The organism is Streptomyces sp. NPDC059002, assembly GCF_042740435.1.
Lineage (GTDB): Bacteria > Actinomycetota > Actinomycetes > Streptomycetales > Streptomycetaceae > Streptomyces.
This window is the reverse complement of sequence record NZ_JBHYJI010000004.1, coordinates 179911-204816: the sequence shown is the minus strand read 5'-3', so window position 1 is coordinate 204816 and position 24906 is coordinate 179911. Positions and strand designations below refer to the sequence as shown.

Annotated in this window: 18 protein-coding genes, 1 pseudogene and 1 riboswitch; of the genes and pseudogenes, 8 read left to right on the top strand and 11 right to left on the bottom strand. The window is 72.5% G+C overall.

Translation table 11 applies throughout. From position 1 onward, the window contains the following. The first annotated feature begins 153 nt into the window (after positions 1-153). A complete protein-coding gene (locus ACFWZ2_RS06300) occupies positions 154-2205 on the top strand; it encodes a bifunctional glycosyltransferase 87/phosphatase PAP2 family protein (protein ID WP_384542606.1) in 2052 nt (683 codons plus the stop codon). On the opposite strand, the gene ACFWZ2_RS06295 is transcribed toward ACFWZ2_RS06300, so the two are convergent. Both ACFWZ2_RS06295 and ACFWZ2_RS06290 read right to left on the bottom strand, forming a co-directional pair. Next, complete coding sequence (locus ACFWZ2_RS06295; RefSeq protein WP_384542603.1) at positions 2156-3787, bottom strand: glycosyltransferase family 87 protein; 1632 nt, start codon at positions 3785-3787, stop codon at positions 2156-2158. The genes ACFWZ2_RS06300 and ACFWZ2_RS06295 overlap by 50 nt on opposite strands. Before the next feature lie 136 nt (positions 3788-3923). Next, positions 3924-5168: a cytochrome P450 gene (locus ACFWZ2_RS06290; protein ID WP_384542601.1), complete on the bottom strand. Its 1245-nt coding sequence runs from the start codon at positions 5166-5168 to the stop codon at positions 3924-3926. Between the two features lie 250 nt (positions 5169-5418). Here ACFWZ2_RS06290 and ACFWZ2_RS06285 point away from each other — a divergent pair, with 250 nt between their 5' ends. Then, complete coding sequence (locus ACFWZ2_RS06285) at positions 5419-6588, top strand: steroid 3-ketoacyl-CoA thiolase (RefSeq protein ID WP_384542599.1); 1170 nt, start codon at positions 5419-5421, stop codon at positions 6586-6588. Between the two features lie 104 nt (positions 6589-6692). Here the strand turns inward: ACFWZ2_RS06285 and ACFWZ2_RS06280 are convergent, their stop codons facing one another. The 7 genes from ACFWZ2_RS06280 to ACFWZ2_RS06250 all read right to left on the bottom strand — a co-directional run bounded on the left by ACFWZ2_RS06280 (position 6693) and on the right by ACFWZ2_RS06250 (position 14540). Further along, positions 6693-7148 carry a transglycosylase SLT domain-containing protein gene (locus ACFWZ2_RS06280; protein ID WP_384542597.1) on the bottom strand — a complete coding sequence of 152 codons (456 nt, stop codon included), beginning with the start codon at positions 7146-7148 and terminating at the stop codon, positions 6693-6695. A 349-nt stretch (positions 7149-7497) separates the two neighbouring features. Then, the gene (locus ACFWZ2_RS06275; RefSeq protein ID WP_384542595.1) at positions 7498-8328 is read right to left on the bottom strand and encodes an ECF transporter S component; all 831 of its coding nucleotides are present in this window, start codon (positions 8326-8328) and stop codon (positions 7498-7500) included. Continuing rightward, on the bottom strand, positions 8325-10001 hold the full coding sequence (locus tag ACFWZ2_RS06270) for an ABC transporter ATP-binding protein (protein WP_384542592.1): 1677 nt from the start codon (positions 9999-10001) through the stop codon (positions 8325-8327). Before ACFWZ2_RS06270 ends, ACFWZ2_RS06275 begins: the two co-directional genes overlap by 4 nt. Then, complete coding sequence (locus ACFWZ2_RS06265) at positions 9998-11281, bottom strand: energy-coupling factor transporter transmembrane component T (RefSeq protein WP_384542589.1); 1284 nt, start codon at positions 11279-11281, stop codon at positions 9998-10000. The genes ACFWZ2_RS06270 and ACFWZ2_RS06265 overlap by 4 nt, the downstream gene beginning before the upstream one ends. A 30-nt stretch (positions 11282-11311) precedes the next feature. Then, complete coding sequence (locus ACFWZ2_RS06260) at positions 11312-11980, bottom strand: SCO2322 family protein (protein ID WP_384542586.1); 669 nt, start codon at positions 11978-11980, stop codon at positions 11312-11314. Further along, positions 11977-13200, bottom strand: coding sequence for a prenyltransferase/squalene oxidase repeat-containing protein (locus ACFWZ2_RS06255; protein WP_384542583.1), 1224 nt, complete (start codon positions 13198-13200; stop codon positions 11977-11979). Before ACFWZ2_RS06255 ends, ACFWZ2_RS06260 begins: the two co-directional genes overlap by 4 nt. A 123-nt stretch (positions 13201-13323) precedes the next feature. Then, positions 13324-13450: riboswitch (cobalamin riboswitch) on the bottom strand. 34 nt (positions 13451-13484) lie between these two features. Then, on the bottom strand, positions 13485-14540 hold the full coding sequence (locus ACFWZ2_RS06250) for an MBL fold metallo-hydrolase (RefSeq protein WP_384542580.1): 1056 nt from the start codon (positions 14538-14540) through the stop codon (positions 13485-13487). A 197-nt stretch (positions 14541-14737) separates the two neighbouring features. Between ACFWZ2_RS06250 and ACFWZ2_RS06245 the strand changes: the two genes are divergently transcribed. The 6 genes and pseudogenes from ACFWZ2_RS06245 to ACFWZ2_RS06220 all read left to right on the top strand — a co-directional run. Then, on the top strand, positions 14738-16204 hold the full coding sequence (locus ACFWZ2_RS06245) for an aldehyde dehydrogenase (protein ID WP_384542577.1): 1467 nt from the start codon (positions 14738-14740) through the stop codon (positions 16202-16204). Continuing rightward, positions 16204-16437, top strand: coding sequence for a ferredoxin (locus ACFWZ2_RS06240; RefSeq protein WP_384542574.1), 234 nt, complete (start codon positions 16204-16206; stop codon positions 16435-16437). The genes ACFWZ2_RS06245 and ACFWZ2_RS06240 overlap by 1 nt, the downstream gene beginning before the upstream one ends. A 217-nt stretch (positions 16438-16654) precedes the next feature. Beyond that, positions 16655-19297 (top strand): class III lanthionine synthetase LanKC, encoded by a 2643-nt coding sequence (gene lanKC / locus ACFWZ2_RS06235; RefSeq protein WP_384542571.1) that lies wholly within the window; start codon positions 16655-16657, stop codon positions 19295-19297. A gap of 45 nt (positions 19298-19342) precedes the next feature. Then, positions 19343-19471: a SapB/AmfS family lanthipeptide gene (locus tag ACFWZ2_RS06230; RefSeq protein WP_384542568.1), complete on the top strand. Its 129-nt coding sequence runs from the start codon at positions 19343-19345 to the stop codon at positions 19469-19471. Between the two features lie 128 nt (positions 19472-19599). Beyond that, positions 19600-21327, top strand: a complete 1728-nt coding sequence (locus tag ACFWZ2_RS06225) for an ABC transporter ATP-binding protein (protein ID WP_384542565.1) — start codon at positions 19600-19602, stop codon at positions 21325-21327. A gap of 407 nt (positions 21328-21734) precedes the next feature. Then, positions 21735-23153, top strand: a pseudogene (locus tag ACFWZ2_RS06220) (ATP-binding cassette domain-containing protein); the annotation flags it as partial. Positions 23154-23396: 243 nt separating this feature from the next. On the opposite strand, the gene ACFWZ2_RS06215 reads toward ACFWZ2_RS06220, so the two are convergent. Further along, positions 23397-24005, bottom strand: coding sequence for a DNA-binding response regulator (locus ACFWZ2_RS06215; protein ID WP_384542562.1), 609 nt, complete (start codon positions 24003-24005; stop codon positions 23397-23399). Positions 24006-24163: 158 nt separating this feature from the next. Further along, entirely contained in the window at positions 24164-24784 is a 621-nt protein-coding gene (locus ACFWZ2_RS06210; RefSeq protein WP_384542559.1) for a TetR family transcriptional regulator, read from the bottom strand. Positions 24785-24906 lie beyond the last annotated feature (122 nt).

The window sequence follows — 24906 nt, the reverse complement described above, 5'->3', positions numbered from 1 at the left end:
GCGCCCGAAAAGCCGATGGAAACCGGTGTGGCTGCCAGGTGAAATGGTGGTTGCGTGCGTCTCACAGCAGGGGCGCGACTCCCTGATCGGTCTCCGGACCGGGCACGGGCAGGGCCGCGTACGTGACGAACGGGGCAGGAGGGCTGACGGCGCGTGGCGAACGTTGAGCACAGGGGACCGGGCAACGCGGGTGGACCCCAGGCGCATATCGGAGCGGTCCGTGCGGTTCTCTGGCTGGTGGCGGCCGTCCTGGCGATCCGTCAGGTGACCGTCGTCCTGCGCACGCCGCCGACCGAGCGCCTCACCGACCTGGAGACCTGGATCGGGCCGAACGGCGTCCTGCATGTGAACGGCTCGCTCTACGACGCGGACAAGTTCACCGGCACACCGTTCGCGGGTCTCGTGCTCAAACCCCTGGCACGCTCCGCCGAGCAGGCGCTCGGCTGGGCCTGGACGTTCGGCACGCTCGGCCTCGTGGTCGTGCTCGGCCTGGTCGCGGCCCGCGCCCTGCCCCATCCGGTGTCCCGGCTCACCTCGCTGCTCGCCGCGCCCGTGGCGATCAGCCTGCTGATCCTCTCCCTGCCGGTGCGCAACACCCTGTACCTCGGCCAGACCAGCATCATCCCGGTCCTGCTCGTCCTGCTCGGGCTCTTCACCGTGCGCGGCGAGCGGGCCAGCGGTGTCCTGATCGGCATCGGCGCCGCCCTGCAGCCGACGATGCTGCTCTTCGCCGGACTGCTCTGGTTCACCGGACGCAGGAGGGCCGCCGCGTCCACCGGCCTCACGTTCGCCGCCTGCACCGCGCTCGCCTGGGCCGCGATGCCGCACGACTCATGGACGTACTGGATCCATCACCTCGCGGGAGCGGGCCTCGGCGCGAGCCCGGACGCCAACGCGAACCAGTCGCTGCACGGCATGCTGCTCCGGTTCGGTTTCGAAGGCCCCCTGGAGATCGGCCTGTTCGTCGTCCTGAGCGGGGCGGTCATCTGCCTCGGCCTGCGCCGCGCGGTGCGTTACGCCAAGGACGGGCAGCTGCTCCTCGCCACCGCGATCACCGGCTGTGTCGCCGTCGCGGTGTCGCCGACGACCTGGCAGCACCAGCTCCTGTGGGTGGTGTTCGCGGTGGTCGGCCGGGCCGGGAAGAAGCAGTCCGACCGGTACATGTGGCCGGTGGCCGTCGTCCTCGTGTCGACGCTGCCCGCCAAGATGATGCTGCCGAACATGCCGGTCACCGAGCCGATCAGGGACAACGTCGTACTGATCGCAGCGCTGGCCGCCGCCGTCGTCGTGCCGTTCCTGTCCCGTACGCACCCGCAGTACCGTTCGCCGATCCCCACGGACTACGCGGCGCCCGTCCCGGCCCGCTGGAAGCGGGTGCCGCTCGTCCCGTTCTGGCGGCGCGTCCTGACCCGCCCGAACCTGCTTCTCGAACTGCTCCTGATCCGCGTCGGCTACTCCGCGTACCAGCAGGTCAGGCTGGCCGCGACGGGCGGCACGATCTCCGGGGGCCGGGCCACCGCCGAGCAGCACGGCGAGCAGGTCCACGCGATCGAGCAGTTCCTGCACATCGACATCGAGCACTGGTTCAACCAGCTGACGGCGCGGACCGGTTGGATGGAGGACTTCTTCAACTTCTACTACACGTCGTTCCACTTCGTGGTGCCGCTGACCGTGCTCGGCGTCCTGTACGTCCGCAGACCCGCCGAGTACCGCTGGGCGCGCTCCGCGCTCGGCTTCGCGACGGTCCTCGCCCTCGTCGGCTTCTGGGCCTATCCGCTCGCCCCGCCGCGCCTGATGCCCGACCTCGGCTTCATCGACACGGTGCACGGCGCGCAGGACTTCACCAAGCCGAACTACGGCACGCTGACCGACCTCACCAACCAGTACGCGGCGATGCCCTCGCTGCACTTCGGCTGGTCCCTGTGGTGCGGCCTGGTCATCGCGGTTGTCGCGCCGAAGTGGTGGATGAAGGCGCTCGGCCTGCTGCACCCGTTCTTCACGGTCTCCGCGATCGTGGGCACCGGCAACCACTGGGTGCTCGACGCGGTGGGCGGCGCGGCCGTGGTGGGCGCGGGCTTCGGCCTCACCTATCTGCTCTCGGGACCCCGGGTGCGCCAGCCGCTGAAGGTCGCCACCGGGGCCGCGGCGCCACCCGTCATCGACATGTCGAAGGACGGCGCGGCGAAGGACCGTACCCCGAGCTGATCTTGTAGGTGCCGGGCGCCGGCACCGAGAGGCGGGTGAACTCGCCATGCCGCTTCAGACAGGCCCCCTCGGCCCGCAGCCACGGCGAGTACACGAGGCGTACGGTCACCGAACCCCGCTTCGGCACCCGGACCACCACGTCGGAGCCGGTGGAACGCACCACCGACGCGGGCTCGGACACCAGCGGCACCGAGTTCCGCACCCGGTAGATCCGCCAGTGCGCGTCCTTCCACAGCGGCTGCAGCCAGTCGGGCTCGCTCGTCACCAGCGCCGCCTCGTCCTCAGCGGGCCCGTCCGGCCTGCCCGACGGCAGGACGACGTACCCGACGGCCCAACGGTCCAGCCAGGCGCGGTAGGTGGCCGCGGAGAACGTCCCGTCGTAGAAGAGGCGGCCGCGTTCGATGTCGAGCTGGCGGTTCCAGCCGCGCGCCATGTTCACGTACGGGGCGAGCGCGGTGGCCTCGCGGTGGTTGCGGGCCGGGACCACCTCGACGCGGCCGCGGTCGGCGCCGAGCCGCTCCAGCTCCCGCACCACGCCGTGGGTGTCGGCCGCCCACCTCGGCACCTTCGTCGACACCATGAGGTCGTCGACGGTCTTCTGCACCACCCAGGCCGAGGACAGGACGAGCGCCAGCGCGAGCGCGGCCCGTCGCACCCGGTTCAGGCCGGGGGCGAGCAGCGCCGCGAGCAGCGCGGCGGGGCCGAACAGCTCCGCGAGCCGCTCCACGTTCGTGCCGATCGGGGACGGGACGAGATACGTCAGGACGGTGCCGAGCGCGTAGATCCCGGCGCCCCACCGCAGCACCCGCCAGTGCGCGGGGGCCGCGAGGACGAGCGCGAGGCCGAAGATCACCGGCGGGAAGATCCGGTCGAAGGGCATCGGCTGCTCGCCGTCGAACGGGAAGAGCACCGTCGTGGTCGCCACCACCGCGAAGGGCGGCACGACGAGGACGGCCGTGCGCACCCAGTCGCGTACGAAGAAGTGGCCCGCGCCCACGACCACCAGGAAGAGCCCGGCGACCGGGGACGCCATGGTGGCGAGCGCCGCGCAGACGGTGGCGACGACCACGCGCCGCTCCCCGACGAGGACCAGGCAGGCGGCGAGGCCGAAGGCGAGGCCGAGCGCGAACGTGGTGCGCCCGGACGCGACGTTGCACCACACCCCGAGCGAGGCGAGCACCGCGGGCCACAGGGGTCGGTGGATCCCGGTGCGCCCGACCAGTGCGGCGGCCAGCCAGGCGCCCGCGACGCCGGACAGGACCGTCACGGTTTTCACGCCGATCGCGGCCATCAAGTAGGGCGAGATCAGGCTGTAGTTGGCGGTGTGCATGCCGCCGTACCAGAAGAGGTTGTACGCGGCCGCGCCGTGCTCGGAGGCGAATTGGGCCCAGGCCTCCTGCGCCGCGAGGTCGCCGCCGCCGGTCGCGAGGAACATCGCCCACACCGCGTACAGGGGAAGGGTGGGGACGGTGGCGAGCAGCGGTATGCGGTGGCGGCGGCAGAACCCGCGGAAGGTGGAATTCCGCTCGGTGGGTGAACTGCCGGACGGCGCGAGCGAGATGTCGGCAGAGGCCACGGCCACCGTTTCCGTTCGAAGTCTTGGACAGGCAAGGTTCACCACTCAAGACGCGGCACACGACGGAAACGTTGGTTCTGTCCTCCGGGGGAGGCAGGGGCGGGGCGTGAGGGGTGGTGGCCCCTGCCTCCCTGGAGGCGGGTCAGCGGGCGCTGACCTGGAGCTCCTTGACGCCGTTGAGCCAGGCGGAGCGCAGCCTGCGGGGGTCGGAGACCAGCCGCAGGTCCGGCAGGACGTCCGCTATCGCGTTGAAGATGAGGTTGATCTCCAGGACCGCGAGGGACTTGCCGAGGCAGAAGTGCGGGCCGCCGCCGCCGAAGCCGAGGTGCGGATTGGGGTCCCGGGTGATGTCGAACGCGTCCGGGTGCTCGAAGACGTCGGGGTCGTGGTTGGCGGAGGAGTAGAAGACGCCGACGCGGTCGCCCATCTTGATGCGCGCGTCGCCGATCTCGGTGTCCTGCGTGGCGGTGCGCTGGAAGGAGACGACCGGGGTCGCCCAGCGCACGATCTCCTCCGCCGTCGTGTCGGGACGCTCGCGCTTGTAGAGCTCCCACTGCCCGGGGTGGGTGAGGAAGGCGTGCATGCCGTGGGTGATGGCGTTGCGGGTGGTCTCGTTGCCGGCCACCGCGAGCAGGATCACGAAGAAGCCGAACTCGTCGGAGGAGAGGTTCCCTTCGTCCTCCGCGGCCACCAGCTGGCTGACGATGTCCTTGGCCGGGCACTCCTTGCGGGCCGCGGCGAGATTCATCGAGTACGAGACGATCTCCATGGCCGCCTCGGCGCCGATCTCCTCGGTGATCGCGTACTCCGGGTCGTCGTACGCCGCCATCTTGTTGGACCAGTCGAAGATCTTGGAGCGGTCCTCCTGGGGGACGCCGATCAGCTCGGCGATGGCCTGGAGGGGGAGTTCGACGGCGACGTTCGTGACGAAGTCGAAGCTGCCGTCGGGGCCCGCCCGGTCGAGCGCCGTCTCGACGATGGAGCGGGCGCGGGTGCGCAGGGCCTCTTCCAGGGAGCGGATGGCCCGGGGGGTGAAGCCGCGCTGCACGATCTGGCGGACCCGGGTGTGCTCGGGCGGGTCCATGTTGAGCATGATCAGCTTCTGGACCTCGATCTGGTCCCTGCTGATGGACTCGTTGAAGCGGATGACCGCGGTGTTGAGGTTGGAGGAGAACAACTCCGGGTGCGTGGAGACGTACTTGACGTCCTCGTGCCGCGTGACGGCCCAGTAGCCCGCGTCGTCGAAGCCGGAGATCCGGGGCGGCTGGGTGATCCAGCGCACCGGTTCCGTCTGCCGCAGCTGTGCGAACTCCGGGAGGGGCACGCGGTCTTGAAGCAGGTCGGGATCGGTGAAGTCGAACCCGTCGGGCAGCGCTGGACAGGGCATCGGCAACTCCAGGCGTGTGCTGAGTTCTGACGGTCCATCAGGAGATGGCTCGAAAGGTAGTAACGGGTTCTACAAGAGGCAAGGCCCACAACCGGACTGATTGCGTGTGGGTCCCGCGCAAGGTGCGTGCAAGACCCTTGCGGCGCCGGGGGTCCGCTCAGCAGACTGCAGAACAGAACTAGAACGCGTACTAGTTCCTCTCGCGAGCCGCCGGGACGGCTCGCGGGACGTGGAGGGAGAGGACGAGCCCATGGCCGCGGAACCCGTCATCGTCGAAGCAGTACGCACGCCCATCGGCAAGCGCGGCGGCGCGCTCGCCAATCTCCATCCCGCCTATCTGCTCGGTGAGACCTATCGCGAACTCCTCGGCCGCACCGGCATCCACGCGGACTGCGTCGAGCAGATCGTCGGCGGCACCGTGACGCACGCCGGGGAGCAGTCCATGAACCCGGCGCGCACGGCCTGGCTCACCATGGGACTGCCGTACGAGACCGCGGCCACCACCGTCGACTGCCAGTGCGGGTCCTCGCAGCAGGCGAGCCACATGGTCGCCAACATGGTCGCGGCCGGTGTCATCGACGTCGGGATCAGCTGCGGCGTCGAGGCGATGTCACGGGTGCCGCTCGGCTCCGGCTCCAAGCACGGCCCCGGCAAGCCCTTCCCCGACGAGTGGAACGTCGACCTGCCCAACCAGTTCGAGGCCGCCGAACGCATCGCCCGCAAGCGCGGGCTCACCCGCGAGAACGTCGACTCGCTCGGCCTCATCTCGCAGGAACGGGCCGTGGCCGCCTGGTCCGAGGAGCGCTTCAAACGCGAGACGTTCGCCGTGCAGGTGCCCACCACCGAGGAGGAGCAGGCCGCGGGGCAGGGCATGTGGCGGCTCGTCGACCGGGACGAGGGGCTGCGCGACACGACCATGGAGGGGCTCGGCGGACTCAAGCCCGTCATGCCGACCGCCGTGCACACCGCGGGCAACTCCTCGCAGATCTCGGACGGTTCGGCGGCCATCATGTGGGCGTCCAAGCGGATGGCGCGGGCCCTGAAGCTGAAGCCGCGGGCCCGGATCGTCGCCCAGGCACTGGTCGGCGCCGACCCGCACTTCCACCTGGACGGGCCGATCGACGCGACGCGCGCGGTGCTCGGCAAGGCGGGGATGTCCCTGAAGGACATCGACATCGTCGAGATCAACGAGGCCTTCGCGTCCGTGGTGCTGAGCTGGGCCCAGGTCTTCGGCCAGGACCTGGAGAAGGTCAACGTGAACGGTGGGGCGATCGCACTCGGGCACCCCGTGGGGGCGACGGGGGCGCGGCTCATCATCACGGCCCTGCACGAGCTGGAGCGCAGGGACAAGGAGTTCGCGCTGGTGACGATGTGCGCGGGGGGTGCGGTGGCGACGGGGACGATCATCCAGCGGCTCTGAGGAACGCCAAACGCCGGACGGGCTGGATGTTCCAGCCCGTCCGGCGTTTGAGGACGAACTCGGCGAAGCCGGTGATCAACGGCGCGTCAAGCGCGGCCGCAACCTCAGTACCAGCCGTTCGCCTGCCAGAAGTTCCACGCGCCGACGGGGCTGCCGTAGCGGTCGTTCATGTAGTCGAGGCCCCACTTGATCTGGGTCGCCGGGTTGGTCTTCCAGTCCGCGCCCGCCGAGGCCATCTTCGAGCCGGGCAGCGCCTGGACCAGGCCGTAGGCGCCGGAGGAGGCGTTGGTCGCGGTGTGGTTCCAGCCGCTCTCGTGGGCGACGATGTTGCTGAACGCCTGGTACTGCGCGGCGTCCGGGATCATCTGCTTGGCGATCGCCTGGGCGGAGGCGGGAGCGGCGGCGGGGGCGGCGGCCGGGACGGCGGCCTTCGCGGTGGTCGGGGTGGCTGCCTGAGCGGGTGCCGCGGCGAAGACCATGCCGGTGGCGGCTGCGGCGACGAGGCCGCCGGTGAGGGCCTTCTTCGGGGAAGCGATGCGGCGGAGGAGCGAGGCGGACACAGAGGACCTTCCGGTGGGGGACGGGACTGTCGCTGCGCACGCCGTGGATCGCGGGGGATCTGTGGGGGACATGCGGCGGCGCCGAGGCCCGGGTGGGCTCGTCGGCGCCGTGCGACTCGTCCAGAGAAGCAGGGCTGTTACCTCGCCGCAATGACCCCATTTACTAGTGGAAGTCGCACCCACGCCGAATGTCCGTCGTGTGACGTGGCTCTCAATCCGCAGGTCAGCGCGGTGATTGACGCGTGTACATCAAGGGGTGCGCGCTACGACCCCCCGTAGTAGAGGACCAAAGTCCTGTGGGCCGCCTCACGGCCACGGGCCCGCCATGTAACGGAGAGCGCAGGGCCCCCTACGGCTTCGGCGCCTCGAATGTGACCGGCGCCTCGAACGCGGCCCGGCGCGTGGCCCGGCGCAGCGCCTTCAGGACCGCGGGCCCCAGCGCGAGGCTCAGCAGGACCGTGACGACGGCTCGCGGCAGGTCCCAGCCGAGCGAGGTGGCCAGGCAGTACGCGAGGAAACGGCCGAGGTTGTCGGCGAGCGGGTCGCCCGGCACGAAGGAGACGCCGGTGGCCAGGCCGCCCAGATAGGGCCAGCCCTGAAGGTTCATGACCGTGCCGTACAGGACCGACGACACCGCGCCGTACCCGGCGAGCAGCCCCAGCTCGCGCCGCCCGCGCAGGGAATCGGGGCCCGGCAGCAGCCCCGCGCCCATGCAGACCCAGCCCATCGACAGCATCTGGAACGGCATCCACGGGCCCACGCCCCCGGTCAGCAGCGCCGAGGCGAACATCGACACCGCCCCGAGCACGAACCCGAAGCCGGGTCCGAGCACCCGCCCGCTCAGCACCATCAGGAAGAACATCGGCTCGATGCCCGCGGTGCCCGCGCCCAGCGGCCGCAGCGCCGCCCCCGCGGCGGCGAGCACCCCGAGCATCGCGATGGCCTTCGCGTCGAGCCCCACGTCCGCGATGGTCGCCACCACCACGGCGAGCAGCAGCGGAAGCAGCGCCGCGAACAGCCACGGCGCGTCCTGCGCGTGCTCGCTGAACCCGGAGTTCGGGCCCGCGAGCAGCGGCCACCCGAAGGCGACCACGCCCACGGCGCTGACCAGGGCGAGCGCGGCGATCGAGCGGCGGCCGAGACGGATGGGGCGGGCCTGGGCCTGCGCGGGAGCGGTCACGACGCCGCCCCCGCCGTGCCGAGGGCCTCGCGCACCTGCGTCACGGTCAGCCACTCCTGCGGTGCCAGGATCTTGGTGACCTGGGGCGCGAAGGACGGCGACGACACCACGATCTGCTCGGTCGGGCCGTCCGCGACGATCTCGCCGTCCGCGAGGATCACCACGCGGTGGGCGATCTCGGCGGCCAGCTCCACGTCGTGCGTGGCGAGGACGATGGCGTGGCCGTCGGCGGCGAGGTTCCGCAGGATCGTGACCAGGCGGGCCTTGGCCGCGTAGTCGAGGCCGCGGGTCGGCTCGTCGAGCAGGAGAAGGGGAGGGCGTGCGGTCAGGACGATCGCCAGGGCGAGCGCGAGGCGCTGGCCCTCGGAGAGGTCGCGGGGGTGCGTGTCCTCCGCGATGCCGGGCAGCAGCTCGCTCACCAGGGCGCGGCACACCCCGGGCTCGGCGTCCGCGTCGTGGTCGGCGGCGGCGCACTCGGCGGCCACCGTGTCCGCGTACAAGAGGTCACGCGGTTCCTGCGGGACCAGGCCCACGTGCCGGATCAGCTTGCGCGGGGCGGTGCGGTGGGGGACGGCGCCGCCGACGCGGACCGTGCCCGATGTCGGTTCGAGCAGGCCGACCAGGGTGGACAGGAGGGTGGACTTCCCCGCGCCGTTGCGGCCCATCAGGGCGACGGTCTCGCCGGGCGTGACGGTGAGGTCGACGTGGCGCAGCGCCTCGACGCGGCCGCGGCGCACGGCGAGACGGGAGACGGCGGCGGTCGTCGCCGCCGTCAGCTCGTCGGGTGTACGTCCCTTGCGCAGCCGGGGCCCGCGCCCCGCCACCTCCTCCGGGGCGGGTTCGGCGCGCGGCCCGGCCGCCGCGAGCCGCTCCCGCAGCGCGCCCGCCCTGCGCCGCGCGTCGCGCACGGTCAGCGGCAGCGGCGACCAGCCCGCGATCCTGCCGAGGGCGACGACGGGCGGGAAGACGGGGGAGCGGGCCATCAGCGCGGCGGGGTCGCCGAGCACCGGCGGTTCGCCGGGGGCCGCGAGCAGCAGCACCTGGTCCGCGTACTGCACGACGCGCTCCAGGCGGTGCTCGGCCATCAGGACGGTGGTGCCGAGGTCGTGGACCAGGCGCTGCAGTACGGCGAGCACCTCTTCGGCGGCGGCCGGGTCGAGCGCGGACGTCGGCTCGTCGAGGACGAGGACCCGGGGGTGCGGGGTGAGGACGGAGCCGATCGCGACGCGCTGCTGCTGGCCGCCCGAGAGGGTCGCGATGGGGCGGTCGCGCAGGTCGGCGAGGCCGAGCAGGTCCAGGGTCTCCTCGACGCGGCGGCGCATCACGTCGGGGGCCAGGCCGAGCGACTCCATGCCGTACGCCAGCTCGTCCTCGACCGTGTCCGTCACGAAGTGCGAGAGCGGGTCCTGGCCCACCGTGCCGACCACGTCGGCGAGTTCGCGGGGTTTGTGCGTGCGGGTGTCACGGCCCGCCACCGTCACGCGGCCGCGCAGGGTGCCGCCGGTGAAGTGCGGCACGAGTCCGCTCACCGTGCCGAGCAGGGTCGACTTGCCGACTCCCGAGGGGCCGACGAGGAGCACCAACTCGCCTTCGGGGACGGTGAGATCGACCCCGCGGACGGTGGGGCCGGGCGCCCCCTCGTAGGTCACGGAGACGTCCTCGAAGCGGATCATGACGTCTCCTCGGGAGGTACGGAGGGGCTGGGCTCGGGCGGCACGGGCGAGGGCACGCTCCCGCGCCAGGCGGCGGGCGACGCCTTCTCCGGCGGGGCTTCCACCGGGGCGGGCTCCGGTGCGGCGGCCGGGCGCCCGGCGCGTACGGGTGCCGACGCCTCGGACGGCACCGGCGCCACGAACGCGGGCAGCAGACCGATCAGGACCGCCGCCGCGGGCCACAGCGGCAGCGTCGGCGCGGTCAGCGGCACGACGCCGGGGTGCAGGGCGGCCGGATCGTACGAAGCGGCCCAGATCATCAGGCCCGCGACCGCGATCCCCGACCCGGCGACCAGCCAGGCGCGCACGCCCCACGGGTCGGGCCGGTAGCGGGTGCGCACGGCCCTGCGGCCGCCGAGCCGCAGCCCGCCGAGCGCGGCGAGCAGCCCGGCGATCAGCACGGGCAGACCGTACGAGGCGCCCTGCGCGGTCAGTAGTCCGTACGTCCCCACGCACACCCCCATGAGTCCGCCGAGCGTCAGCACTGCCGTGGCCCTGCGCACCCCGGCGGGCACGGCGGCGCTGCGGCCGAAGCCGCGCGCGTCCATCGCGGCGGCCAGCGCGACCGACCGCTCAAGGGCGCCTTCGAGGACCGGCAGGCCCACCTGGAGCAGCCCCCGGATCCCCTTGTCGGGGCGGCCGCGCAGCCGTCGCGCGGCCCGCAGCCGCTGCACGTCGGTGATCAGGTTCGGCGCGAAGGTCATCGCCACGACGACGGCGACCCCGGCCTCGTACAGCGCGCCGGGCAGCGATTTGAGCAGCCGCGCCGGGCTGGCCAGGGCGTTCGCCGCGCCGACACAGATCAGCAGGCCCGCGAGCCTGATCCCGTCGTACAGCGCGAAGAGCAGGCCCTCGGCCGTGACCCGGCCGCCGATCCGCACGCCCTTCGCCCAGTCGGGCAGCGGCACCTCGGGCAGGGTGACGACGGTGTGCGTGCCGGGGATCGGAGAGCCGAGCACGATCGCGAAGACAAGCCGGATCCCGATCACGAAGAGGCCCAGCTTCACGAACGCGCCGTACGACTTCGCCCAGGGCGCGGACGTCCGCCGCGCCGCCACCACATAACCGGCGACGCCGATCAGCAGGCCGAGCAGGAGCGGGTTGGTCGTCCGTGACGCCGCGGTGCCGAGGCCGAGCGCCCAGATCCACCAGGCGCCCGGGTGCAGGGCGTTGCTCCGGTGCGCCTCGGGGGCCAGGCGTCGCTTGAGGGCGCCGGGCGTGCTCCTGCCGTGGTCCGTCATCGTGCTGTCCGTGTCCGTGTCCGGGCCGCGTCAGCCGCGACGGCGCCGGGCCTGCCAGATCGCGGCACCGCCGAGCACCGCGACGACGGCGACCCCGGCGATCAGACCGACGGAGGGCCCGCCGTCGTCGTCCTTGCCGGTCTCGTCCTGCGCGGCCGTCTCCTTCCGCGCGCTGCCGTCGCCGGACACCTGCTCGCCGCAGCCCGCCTTCGGGTAGCCGGAGATCGCGCACAGCAGCGCGTGGTTGTCGTAGCGCAGCGACTTGGCGACGGAGGCGAGGGCCTCGGCGCTGGTGGCGTCCTCGGCGACCTGCGCGCAGGCCTGCCGCGGCGCGGGCGGCCGCTCGCCGTCGGGTGCGTCCTTGGGCAGGCCGAAGTCGATGACGAGGGCGACCCGCTTGCGGCCGTCCTTGGCGGGAGTGCTCGCGCAGATGTCGTCGAAGTCCGCGGGGCCGCGCGGTTTCGCCGCGTCCTTGGAGTCCTCGGAGACGGCGAAGCGGAAGCCCTGGACGTCGCCGTCATCGGGCCGTGCGGTGCCGGGGCCCTGGGTCGCGTACACCCAGGAGTCGCCGTCGCGGTCCCAGAACGACCAGTAGCGGTAGCCCGCGGCCTGGGCGGGCGCGGCGGCGAGGATGCCGAGCAGGGCGGCGACGAGCGCCACGACCACCGGGCGCCCGCGCCGCGCACGGCCCGGGGTCACAGCTGCTGCTTCTTGCGGTTGCCGCTGTAGAGGAAGCCGATGCCGATGCCGGCGACCAGGCCGACGCCGATGATCCACCAGATGCTGACGCCGCCGTCGTCGTCCTTCTTCTCCTCGTCCGACGCGGCCGGGGACTTCGACGCGCTCTCCGGGGCCGGGCCGGTGGCGTTGAGCTGCTTGACGAGGTCGGCGCCGCCGAAGTCACGGGCGTCGAGGCCCGCCGCGTTGGCGGCGAGGATCAGCTGGGCGTAGGCGGCGGGGCCCGACTGCTTCGCCCAGTCCGCGGAGTTCTTCGCGAGCCACTCGGCGGACTTCTCCGCCTGGTCCTGCTGGCCCGCGGCGGCGAGGGCCAGCACGGCGTCGGCGGTGTTGCCGAAGTCCGGCTGCTCCTTGGCGCCCGGCATCGCGGACATCAGGTGGTCGTCGGTCCTGCCGAGGGTGTCGAGCAGATAGCCGGTGCCGTTGCTGGCGGCCTGCGTGGCGGTGTCCGGCTTCGCGCACTTGGTCCCGGCGGGCTCGGTCTTCTTGGGCGGCGCCACGACCAGGCCCCTGCCGAGGCTGCCGAGCACGCCGGCCGCGGTGGCGTCGGCGTTCGGCGCGAGCTTGCCGGACTTGGCGTCGGCGAGGCCGAAGGCGCCGCCGTCCTTGTCGCAGTCCATGGCGAGCTTCGGCAGCGCGTCGTAGGCGGACTTGCCGTCCTGGGACTTCACGTCGGCGGGGTTCTCGCCCGCCGCGACGAGGGCGCCGATCACGATGCCGGTGGAGTTGGCGTCGGTGGGCAGGCCCGGGTTGTAGCCCCAGCCGCCGTCCTTGTTCTGTACGGACTTCAGCCAGTCGACGCTCTTCTTGACCGTCTTCTGCTCGCCGCCGAGCGCGGCGAGGGCCTGCACGGCGGCGGCGGTGGAGTTGCTGTCGACCGTCGTCTTGGAGTTGCACGGCTCGGCGGCGTCCGCGCGGTAGGCGGCATAGCCGCCGCTCGCGCACTGCTGCCCGGTCAGCCAGTCGACGGCCTTGGCGGCGGGCTTGACGCCCTCGGTGTGCTGGGCGAGCAGGGCGTACGACTGCCGGAAGACGCCGTCGAACTTGGGGTCGGTCTTGCCGTAGAGGCCCGAGGGAAGCGCGGGCGACGGCGACGCGTCGTCCGCGAAGGCGGCCGGTGCGGCCACCGAACCGAACACGGCGACGGCGGCCAGGACCGCTGCGCTGCGGCGAACGTTCATGATGCGGCGGGTTGCCTCTCCCTGCGGGGAGCGGGGCGGCACGGACCGTTGCGAGCACGGCTTCCGGGCGGCTCCGGCTCCGTATACCTCGACGGTGCCGCTCATCGGGGGCCCCGATGAAGCGAGCCGGTCACGTTCCGCACCGGGCATTCCGGCTGTACCGCGGGAGCGGTGTATACGGCTGCGGGTCAGCGCCGGATTCGCACCGGCTTCCCCCTGTACGGGCGTGAGGACGACGCGCCCACTCTACCGGCCCGTACCAGGGGCGGCCGGGCGGCGGGGAGTCACACCGCCACGTACGCGACCGGGTCGCTGCCGGGCACGGCCTCCGCGCGGCCCAGTTTCACCAGGCGCCGCACATGGGCCTCCGCCTCCGACACCGCGATGTTGCGGGAGCCGTAGGGGATCTCGGACCAGGGGCGGTTCCACTCCATGTGCTCGGCGAGCCGCCAGGGGGTGAGGGGCTCGGCGAGCAGGCCGAGCAGTCCGGTGAGGCGGTCCTCGTGGTGGGCGAGGAGTTCGCGGACGCGGGCGGGGGCGTCGGTGAACGCGTGCTGGTGGGCGGGCAGGACCTCGGCGGGGTCGAGGCGGCCGACCCGTTCCAGGGAGTCGAGGTAGTCGCCAACGGGGTCGGTCACGGTGTGGTCGTCGGGGTCCTCGTACAGGCCGATGTGCGGGGTGATGCCGGGGAGCAGGTGGTCGCCGGAGAAGAGACGGCCGTTGCCGTGCAGGCGGGAGGGGTGCTCCTCCTCCAGGTGCAGGCAGACGTGGCCGGGGGTGTGGCCCGGGGTCCAGATCGCGCGCAGGCGGCGGCCCGGCAGGTCGAGGAGTTCGCCCGGGGTGATGGCGCGGTCGGGCAGCGCGGGGTCGAGGCCGGGGAGCCTGCGGGGGCGGCCCTCCTCGGCGGCGCGGACCAGCGGGGCGACGTGTTCGGCGGGGGCGCCTGCGGCCAGCAGCTTCGCGGCCATGTAGGCGTACCAGCGGTCGGGCGGGTTGGCGCGGGTGCGCCGCACCACGTCGGCGTCCGCCTCGTGCATCGCGATCCAGGCCCCGGACGCGTCGCGGACCTTCGCGGACAGGCCGTGGTGGTCGGGGTGGTGGTGGGTGACGACCACGCCGTGCACATCGGCGACGGTGACGCCGCAGCGGGCGAGTCCCGCGGTGAGGGTGTGCCAGGACGTCGGGTCGTCCCAGCCGGTGTCGATGAGGACGGGTCCGCGATCGGTGTCGAGGAGGTGGACGAGGGTGAATCCGAGGGGGTTGTCGGGGATGGGGACCTTGATGCTCCAGACGCCGCCGCCGTGCTCGATCACCGGTGGGTCGGTCACCTGCAGGGTCATGGGGGCCTCGTCTTTCGTCGCCGGGTGCCGCGCCTGGTGTCGCCGGTGCCGCCACTATAACTAGAACTAGTTTCAATGGTCGCCCAAGTCGACCGAACGGCGGTGGAGTTGCCCGTTCCGTCCGTGGACTCCTCCAACTAGAACTGGTATCAGTTCTGAAACGGTGTCAGAAAGCGCTCCGCAGGAGGCAGTCAGCCATGACCGAGCTCGTGGAACACGGACAGCTGTTCATCGGCGGGGAGTTGGTCGACCCGCTCGGCAAGGACGTCATCGACGTCGTATCGCCGCACACCGGGCGGGTCTTCGCCCGCGTGCCGCACGCCGCCCCCGCCGACGTGGACCGCGCCGTCGCCACCGCGCGCAAGGCGTTCGACGACGGGCCCTGGCCCCGGATGAGCCTGGACGAACGGATCGGGGTCGTCACCAGGATCAAGGACGGGATCGCCGCGCGCCACGAGGAGATCGCCCGCGTCATCAGCTCGGAGAACGGCACCCCGTACACCTCCAGCGTGATGGTGCAGGCGCTCGCCGCGATGATGGCGTGGGACGCGGCGCTCACCGTCGCCCGCGACTTCACCTACGAGGAGGCGCGCGACGGAGTCCTCGGGAAACTGCTCGTGCGGCGCGAACCGGTCGGCGTGGTCGCGGCCGTCGTGCCCTGGAACGTCCCGCAGTTCACCGCGGCCGCCAAGCTCGCGCCCGCACTGCTCGCCGGCTGCCCGGTGATCCTCAAGACCTCGCCGGAAGCGCCCCTGGACGCGTACATCCTGGCCGAGATAGCCGCCGACGCCGGACTGCCGCGGGGCGTGCTCTCCGTCATCTGCGCGGACCGCGAGGTGAGCGAGTACCTCGTCGCGCACCCCGGCGTCGACAAGGTGTCCTTCACCGGGTCCGTCGCCGCGGGCAAACGCGTCATGGAGGTCGCTGCCCGCCATCTCACCCGCGTCACCCTGGAGCTGGGCGGCAAGTCCGCCGCCGTCGTCCTGCCGGACGCCGACGCGGCGACCGCCGTCGCGGGCATCGCGCCCTTCGCCTGGATGATCAACGGCCAGGCGTGCGTGGCCCAGACCCGCATCCTCGTGCCGCGCACCCGCTACGACGAGTTCGCCGAGGCCTTCGCCGCCGCCGCGTCCGCCCTCAAGGTCGGCGACCCCCTCGACCCCGCCACCGAACTCGGCCCGCTGGTCGCCAAGCGGCAGCAGCAGCGCTCCCTCGACTACATCCGCATCGGCCAGGAGGAGGGCGCCAAGATCCTCGCGGGCGGCGGCCGTCCGGCCGGGCTCGATCAGGGGTGGTACGTCGAGCCGACGCTCTTCGGCGACGTCGACAACTCCATGCGCATCGCCCGCGAGGAGATCTTCGGCCCTGTCATCTGCCTGCTGCCGTACGGAGACGAGGCGGAGGCCGTGAAGATCGCCAACGACTCCGACTACGGGCTCAGCGGCAGCGTCTGGACGGCCGACGTCGAGCGCGGCATCGAGGTCGCGCGGCAGGTGCGCACCGGAACGTACTCCGTGAACACCTTCAGCCTCGACATGCTCGGACCCTTCGGCGGCTACAAGAACTCCGGCCTCGGGCGGGAGTTCGGGCCCGAGGGGTACGCCGAGTACTTCGAGCACAAGATGATCCACCTCCCGGCCGGCTACGAGGGGAGTGGCGCCTGATGGGCGACCGCTGGCACGTCGAGGTCGACCGGTCGGTCTGCATCGGATCGGGGATGTGCGTGACCACCGCGCCCGGCGGATTCACGCTCGACTCCGCCCGCCAGTCGCACCCCACCGCCCCCGAGACCGACGCCAACGAACGGATTCTGGAGGCCGCCGAGGGCTGCCCGGTCGAGGCGATCACCATCACGCTGGCCGGCAGCGGAGAGGTCGTCTTCCCGCCCGAGGAGTAGCAGACGGAGGCCCAACAGGCCGATGCCCGCGTCGAGTTGAATTCATCGCGACGCGGGCATCGCCATGTGACGGAACCATGGATATTCTGTGCACTCGAACACGGGCGAACGCCACTTTACGCATGCGTTCCGCACGGTGATCTGATGACAGTCGTGACTGTTCCGCCCGTTTCCGTCCTGGAAATCTCTCTGCCACGCCAAGCGGGGAGAGGACGCCATGGACAAGCGGTACGAGGTCTACTGTCTGGCCGACAGACTCTTCTACGAGACCCCGGACCGGCTGCCGGCCACCGGCACGCGCAGCGCCGCCGCACGTGAACTGCCCACCTCCCGCCGCCCGGTGCCCGAGGGCTGGCGCTCCGGACGCTACGGCGACTGGCTCTCCTTCGTCCCCGTGGACGACGCGGGCACCCCGCTCCCCGCGCCCCTGCAGGGCTGGAAGATCCATGTCTCCGCCACCCTGGAGAACGCCGGCCGGATCGCGGAGATCGTCTGGGACCACTGCGTGCCGCGCGGCATCCCCTTCAAGTTCGTGCCCGCCAAACACCTGCTCCACCTGCGCAACAGCAAGTACGCGGGACGCGACAGCAGCGGCAAGTTCGCCACCGTCTACCCGGCCGACGAGTCCCAACTGCACGAGATACTCGACGAGTTGGGCAAGCTCCTCGAAGGGTTCGACGGTCCGTACATCCTCACCGACCTGCGCTGGGAGCAGGGCCCGCTGTACGTCAGGTACGGCGCCTTCACCCGGCGCATGTGCGACAACGGCAAGGGCACCCTCGTCCCCGCCATCGAGGACGGCGAGGGACGGCTCGTGCCCGACCCGCGCGATCCCGCCTTCAAGGTCCCCGCGTGGCTGACGCTGCCCGCCTTCCTCGAACCGGCGCTCGCGGCACGCAACACGACGACCGTCGGCGACCTGCCGTACCGCATCGAGAAGGCCCTGCACTTCTCCAACGGCGGCGGCGTCTACGCGGGCACCGACACCCGCGACGGCAGCAAGGTCGTCCTCAAGGAAGGCCGCCCGCACGCGGGCCTCGCCTCCGACGGCGCCGACGCCGTGACCCGCCTCGAACGCGAGAAGGACGCCCTGGAGAAGCTCTCCGGACTCGGCGTCGCACCCGAGGTCCGCGACTGGTTCCTCCTCGGCGAACACCGCTTCCTCGTCATGGACTTCCTCGAAGGGTCCACCCTCAACTCCTTCTTCGCGCACCGGCATCCGCTGTGCACCAGCGAACCCGACCCCGCCGACATCTCGGAGTACACGGCCTGGGCGCTGCGCATGCACCGCGCCGTCGAGGAGGCCGTCACCGCCGTGCACGGGCGGGGCGTCGTCTTCAACGACCTGCACCTGTTCAACATCATGGTCGCGCCCGACGAACGGTCCGTCTCCCTCCTCGACTTCGAGGCGGCGACGGCCGTCGGCGACCAGGGCCGCCAGGTCGTCGCGCACCCCGGATTCCTCGCGCCGCCCGACCGCACGGGCACCGACATCGACCGCTACGCCCTCGCCTGCCTGCGGCTCGCCCTCTTCCTGCCGATCACCTCGCTGCTCTCCGTCGACCGGGGCAAGGCCGCCCACTTCGCACAGGTCATCGCCGCCGAATTCCCCGACGTACCGCAGGAGTTCCTCGACGAGGCGGTGGCCGAGATCGAGCGCGACGCCCCGCAGGAGGGTGCGAGCGGCGCCGCACGGCCCGCGGCGCGGGCGACCGCGCCGCTGGTCGACCCCGCCGACTGGCCGTACAGCCGCGACTCGATGGTCAAGGCCATCCTCGCCTCCGCCACCCCCGAGCGCGACGACCGGCTCTTCCCCGGCGACATCGCGCAGTTCGCCGAGGGCGGCGGGCTCGGCCTCGCGCACGGCGCGGCCGGAGTGCTGCTCGCCCTCGCCGAGAGCGGCGCCGAACGCTACGAGGAGGGCGAGCGCTGGCTCCTGAAGCACACGGAGCCCACCCCGTCCGGCACGCCCCTGGGGTACCACGACGGACTCGCGGGCATCGCCCACGTCCTCGACCGCCTCGGCCACCGTACCCGCGCCCTCGACCTCGCGGGACTCATCCTCCAGGAGAACTGGCAGCGGCTCCCCTCCGACCTGTACGGCGGCCTCGCCGGAGTCGGCCTCGCCTTCGACGCCCTCGCGGAGAGCACCGGCGAGCGGTCGCTCGGCCAATACGCCCTGCGCGCCGCCGAGTTGCTCGCCGAACGGCTCGCCTCCGACGAGCCGCCGAAGAGCGGCAGGCGCCGCGCGGGACTGCTCCGCGGCGCCACCGGACCCGCCCTGTTCTTCCTGCGCCTCTACGAGCGCGGCGGCGACCCCGCCCTCCTCGACCTGGCCGCGAAGGCCCTGCGCGCCGACCTCGCCCAGTGCGTGACCCAGCCGCGCGACGGCAGCCTCGCCGTCAACGAGGGCTGGCGCACCATGCCCTACCTCGGCGACGGCAGCGTCGGCATCGGCATGGTCATCGACGACTACCTCGCCCACCGGGACGACGCGCAGTTCGAGGCGGCCAGGCCCGGGGTCCTTGCCGCGGCCCGCTCCCGCTTCTGCGTCCAGCCCGGACTGTTCCAGGGGCGGGCCGGACTCCTGCTGCACGTCAACCGCAGCACCACACCGGATATCACCCCCGAGGACGTGGCCGCGCAGATCGAGGAACTCGGCTGGTTCACCATGTCGTACGCGGGCCAACTCGCCTTCCCCGGACACCAGATGCTGCGCCTGTCCATGGATCTCCACACCGGGACGGCGGGCTGTCTGCTGGCGCTCGCCACCGCGCTCGGCGACACCGGAGCGCACGTCCCCTTCCTGCCGCCGCTCAGGCGGCCCCAGAGCCGGTCCCGCGATTCAGCGGGGTCGTGACACCGCCCATAGGGAATTCACATCCCCCAAACGAGAGGGAAGTTCATGGCACTCCTCGACCTGCAGAGCATGGAATCCGACGAGATGACCGGTGGCGGCGGCGGTGGCGGCGGCGCCAGCCTGGCCAGCCTCCTCCTGTGCTGGAGCGACGCGAGCGTCATCCTCTGTCTCTGACGCGCAACCGCTGTCACTGACGCACGGCCGCGCCTGACGGGCGCGGTGTGAAGGCCCGGGCGGCACCCCGCGAGGGGCCCGCCCGGGCCGACGGCTGCGACGAAGAGAACGGCGAGGACCCGGTCCGCATGGCGACGACGACCACCCGTCCGCACCAACCCACCCACGACGCCCACCTGTTGGGCGCCGCGACCCGCTACAGCGCCGCCCGCTGCGCGGTGCTCGCGCTGTGCGCCGTCGCGGGCGCGGGCGCCGGTCTGCTGCTGCCGCTCGCGATCGGCCGCGCCCTGGACGCCGTGCTGACCGGCCATGTGACCGGCGCCGACGACACCGGCGCCACCCGCTGGATCCTCGTGTGCGCCGCACTGGTCGGCGCGAGCGCCCTCCTCGACGCCGTCGACGGCGTCCTCACCGGCACCACCAACGCCCGCACCACGGCCTGGCTGCGCGGCCGCGTCGTACGCCATGTGCTCGCCGTGGGACCGCGCACCACAGGGCGCATCGCCCACGGCGACCTGGTGGCACGCCTCATCGACAACGCGGCGCACGCGGGCATCGCGCCCGCCACCTTCGCCGCGCTCCTCGCCGCCCTCGTCACCCCCGTCGGCGCCGTGGTGGCCCTCGCTCTCATCGACGGCTGGCTCGCCGTGGTCTTCGTCGTCGGGGCGCCCGTCCTCTTCCTGCTCCTGCGGACGTTCGTACGGGTCTCCTCCGACTGCGTGGCGCGCTACCAGCGGGTCCAGGGGAACATCGCGGGCCGGCTCAGCGAGGCGATCGGCGGGGCCCGCACCGTCGCCGCGGCGCACACCGAGGAGAAAGAGGCGGCGCGCGTCCTTGCGGAACTGCCCGAACTCGCCCGCCAGGGCCACCGGATGTGGCGGGTCCAGGGCCGCTCCCAGGCGCAGGCCGTCGCCGTCGCGCCGCTGCTGCAGATCGCGGTCGCCGCGGTGGCGGGCCTGCTCGTGATCCGGCACCGCATCACCGTCGGCGACCTCCTCGCCGCCTCCCGCTACGCGGTGCTCGCCACCGGCATCGGCATGCTCGTCGGACAACTGAGCGGCCTGGTGCGGGCGAGGGCCGCGGCACGCCGCCTCGAGGAAGTCATCGCGGCGCCCCCGACCTCGTACGGTGAAGCGGAACTCCCCCCGGAAGGCGGCCTGTTGGAGTTGCGGGGCGTCAAGGCGACCCGTGGCGGGCGCGCCGTGCTCGACGGCGTCGACCTGACCGTGCCCGCGGGCGGCACGCTCGCCGTGGTCGGCCGCTCCGGCGCGGGCAAGTCGCTGCTCGCCGCCCTCGCGGGACGGCTCGCCGACCCCGACGAAGGAGAAGTGCGCCTCGACGGGGTCCCGCTGCGCTCGCTCAGCCGCGCGGAACTGCGCCGCGAGGTCGGCTACGCCTTCGAACGGCCCGCGCTGCTCGGCGCGACCCTCCAGGACACCATCGGCCTCGGCGCCCCGCGCCCCGCGCCGCCCCGGATCCGCGAGGCCGCCCGCGCCGCCCGCGCCGACACCTTCATCACCCGCCTCCCCGACGGCTACGCGACCCGCTGCACCCGGGCGCCCCTGTCCGGCGGAGAAGTCCAACGCCTCGGCCTGGCAAGGGCGTTCGCGCGCGGCGGGCGGCTCCTCGTCCTCGACGACGCGATGTCGAGCCTCGACACCGTCACCGAACACCACATCGCCGACGCGCTGCTCCACCACACCCCGCACCGCAGCCGCCTCATCATCGCCCACCGCGCCGCGACGGCCGCCCGCGCCGACGCGGTGGCCTGGCTGCACGACGGCCGGATCCGCGCGGTGGGCACCCATGCGGAACTGTGGGAGAGGGCCGAGTACCGGGAGGTGTTCGGCGCGTGAACCCCGTGAACCCGTCTACCGGGACCCCGCAGGGCCCCTACCGCCGGGGTGTCCGATTCCTGCGGCGCAGGTGGCAGGTGGTGCTGCGGCTCGCGATCTGGTCCGTCCTGGAGACCGGCCAGACGTTCCTCACCGGATACGCCCTCGCGCACGCCCTCGACGACGGCTTCCTCGCCGGGCACCAGCGGGTCGGCCTCGCCTGGCTGGCCGCCGCGGGGCTCGGCGTGCTGGTCGCCGCGTACGGCACGGGCCGGGTGTACCGCGCGGTCGCCGACCTGGTGGAACCGCTGCGGGACTCCCTGGTGCGGCAGGTCGTGGGCCGGGGCCTGCGGGACGCGGACGGCGCCGCGGTGTCCCGGCTCACCCAGCAGGTGGAGATCGCCAGGGACACCTTCGCGGGCCTGGTGATGGTCTCCCGCTCCTTCGTCTTCACGGCGGTGGGCGCGCTGGTCGGCCTCTTCTCGCTGGACCCGCTCCTCCTCCTGGTCGTCGCACCGCCCCTCGTCGCGGGCATCACGCTCTTCGTGGCGACCCTGCGCCCGCTGGCCAGGCGCCAGGAGGAGTTCCTCGTCGCCGACGAGGAACTCGCGGGCCAACTGGGCGTGGTCTGCCCGGGGTTGCGGGACGTCGCGGCGGCGGGCGCCGAGCAGGACGTCGCCGACGACCTGGGCCGGGGCGTCGCCGCGGAGTACCGGGCGGCCGGGGCCCTCGCCCGCTGGGGCATCCTGCGCACGGCGGCCCTCGCGGTCGGCGGCCAGCTCCCCCTGGTGCTCCTGCTCGCCACGGCCCCCTGGCTCCTCGACAACGGAGTGACCCCGGGCGCCCTGGTCGGCGCCCTCGCCTACGTCACCCAGGCCCTGCTCCCCGCGCTCCACAACCTCGTCCACGGCCTGGGCACGAGCGGCTCCCGCCTGGCGATCGTGCTGCGCCGCCTGGTCTGGGAGGCCCCGACGGGCGAACCGGCACCCGCATCAGCCGTGACCCTCGATTCGGCTCCAGCACCCGAATCGGCTCCGGCACCTGATTCCGCCTCGGCGCCTGAATCTGCCTCGGCGCCCGATTCTGCCTCGGCACCTGATTCCGCCTCGGCCCTCGATTCTGCCTCGGCGCCCGATTCCGCCTCGGCCCTCGATTCTGCCTCGGCACCCGATTCGGCTCCGGCGCCCGATTCTGCCTCGGCGCCCGATTCGGCTCCGGCGCCCGAATCTGCCTCGGCGCCCGATTCCGCTTCGGCACCTGATTCCGCCTCGGCGCCCGATTCCGCCTCGGCCCTCGATTCCGCCCCGGCCCCCGATTCCGCCCGCGCCCCCGAGGCCGAGCAGGCCCCCGCCCCCGAACCCCCCGAACCCCCCGCCCTCCACCTCTCCTCCCTCACCTTCGCCTACGGCCCCCACGCCGAACCCGTCCTGCGGAACCTCGGGCTCAGCCTCGCGAGGGGTGAGCACCTCGCCGTCGTCGGGCCCAGCGGGATCGGGAAGTCCACGTTGGCCGGAATCGTCGCGGGGCTGCTCGTGCCGGACGCCGGGGACGTGCGGGTCGGGGGGATGCCGGTGCGCGGCGATGGGGCCGTGGCGCGGCGGGTGCTCATTCCCCAGGAGGCGTACGTCTTCACGGGGACGCTCCGCGAGAACCTGGGCTACCTGCGGCCGGACCCGGTCCCGGACGACGAGGCGCTCGCCGCCGCGGAGGCCATCGGTCTCGCGCCGCTCGCCGAGCGGCTCGGCGGGCTCGACGCCGCACTCGTACCCGCCGAACTGTCGGCGGGGGAGCGGCAGTTGATCGCGCTGACCCGCGCCTATCTCGCGTACGCCCCGCTGGCGATCCTGGACGAGGCGACCTGTCATCTCGACCCGGTCGCGGAGTCCCGCGCCGAGCGCGCCTTCGCGGCCCGCCCGGGCGGGACCCTCGTGGTGATCGCCCACCGGATCAGCTCGGCCCGCCGTGCCGACCGGGTCCTGGTGATGGACGGGGCGCACGCCCTGTGCGGCCGGCACGACGAGCTGATGGAGTGTTCGCCGCTCTACCGGGATCTCAACGGCGCGGGCGACTGGGGGCAGGGGGAGGGCGCGTCACACCCACCCCTCGCCCTGCGAGATCCGTATCGCGTCGATCCTGTTCCGCGCCCCGGTCTTCCGGGTGATCGCGGCCATGTAGTTGCGCACCGTTCCGTTGGACAGATGGAGACTGTGGGCGATCTCGGCGACCGAGGCACCTCCGGCGGCGAGTGAGAGAACGCTCAACTCCCGCTGCGTCAGCGGCATCTGAGCGGCTTTGAGGAAACCGAACCCCAGCGAGTCGTCGACGAACCGCTGTCCCGCGGCCACCTTCCTTATGGCGGCGATCAGCCGCTCCGGCGCGCTGGCCTTGTTCACATAGCCGAGCGCGTCCGCCTCCGCGGCCCGCCGCAACTGCCCTGGCCGGTTCGCGGTGGCAAGGACGAGGACCCGGCAGCCGCGGCCGTGCGCCGAAGGTCCGGTCAGCTCGGTGAGCGGCGTGAGCGCATAGGTCGATTCGTCGTCGAGATCCACCACGCAGAGGTCGGGCCGTACCGTGCGCTGTCGGCCGTGGGCGTGTGACCACGGCGCATGGAACACCTCCAAGTCAGGCTCACGGGCGAGTCGTTCCGCCAGAGCCAATCGCAGTAGACAGGCGTCGTGCACCAGAAGTACCCGGATCACGCTCTGCCCCTCCAGCTCCCCGCTTCCGGTTGCTCCGTTCAAGCACGCAGACCATTCATAGCGGTGAGTACCCCCCTAGTGACGCAGAGAACTGGCCAAGGGGGAGTCAGAGGGCGCACTTGCCAAAAGGTTGTGCGCCCCCCGTGCGACAGACAGGGTTACGCCCCCGGTCCGGCCGTCAGATCGATCAGCCTGCACACCGTCTCGATGTCGATCTTCACTTGTGCGATCGACGCGCGCCCGGACAGCCAGGTGATCAGGGCGGAGTGCCAGGTGTGCTCGATCACCCGCACCGCCGAGAGCTGCTGCGCGGTCGGCGGCTCCGGCAGGCCCATCGCGTCCAGGATGATCGCCGTCGTCAGCCGCGAGACCGTGTCGACCTCGGGGCTCACGGAACGGTCCGCGAAGGTCAGGGCGCGCACCATGGCGTCGGCGAGGTGCGGCTCGCGCTGCAGGGCGCGAAAGGCGCGCATCAGGGTCTCGGCGACCCGCTCGGCGGGCGTCTCACCGGCCGGCGGGCGCTTCCTGATCGTGGTGTGCATGTGCTGCAGCTGGTCCTGCATGGTGGCGACCAGGAGATGCACCTTGGAGGGGAAGTAGCGGTAGAGCGTGCCGAGGGCGACGCCCGCGGCCTCCGCGACCTCGCGCATCTGCACCGCGTCGAACCCGCCCCTGCTGGCCAGTTGGGCGCTCGCGTGCAGGATGCGGCGGCGGCGCGCCTCCTGGCGTTCGGTGAGGGGCGGCGTCGCAGGGCTCCCTGTCTTGGTTTCCGCTGTCATGTGGCTGCCCCTCCGAAACGCCTCCCGAGATCGCACAGCATGGCAGGGAGCCCGTCGTGGCGCGAATCACCTGATCCGGGCCTTACACCTCGCCTACCTGCCGGTAGATTCAAAGCTCGTTC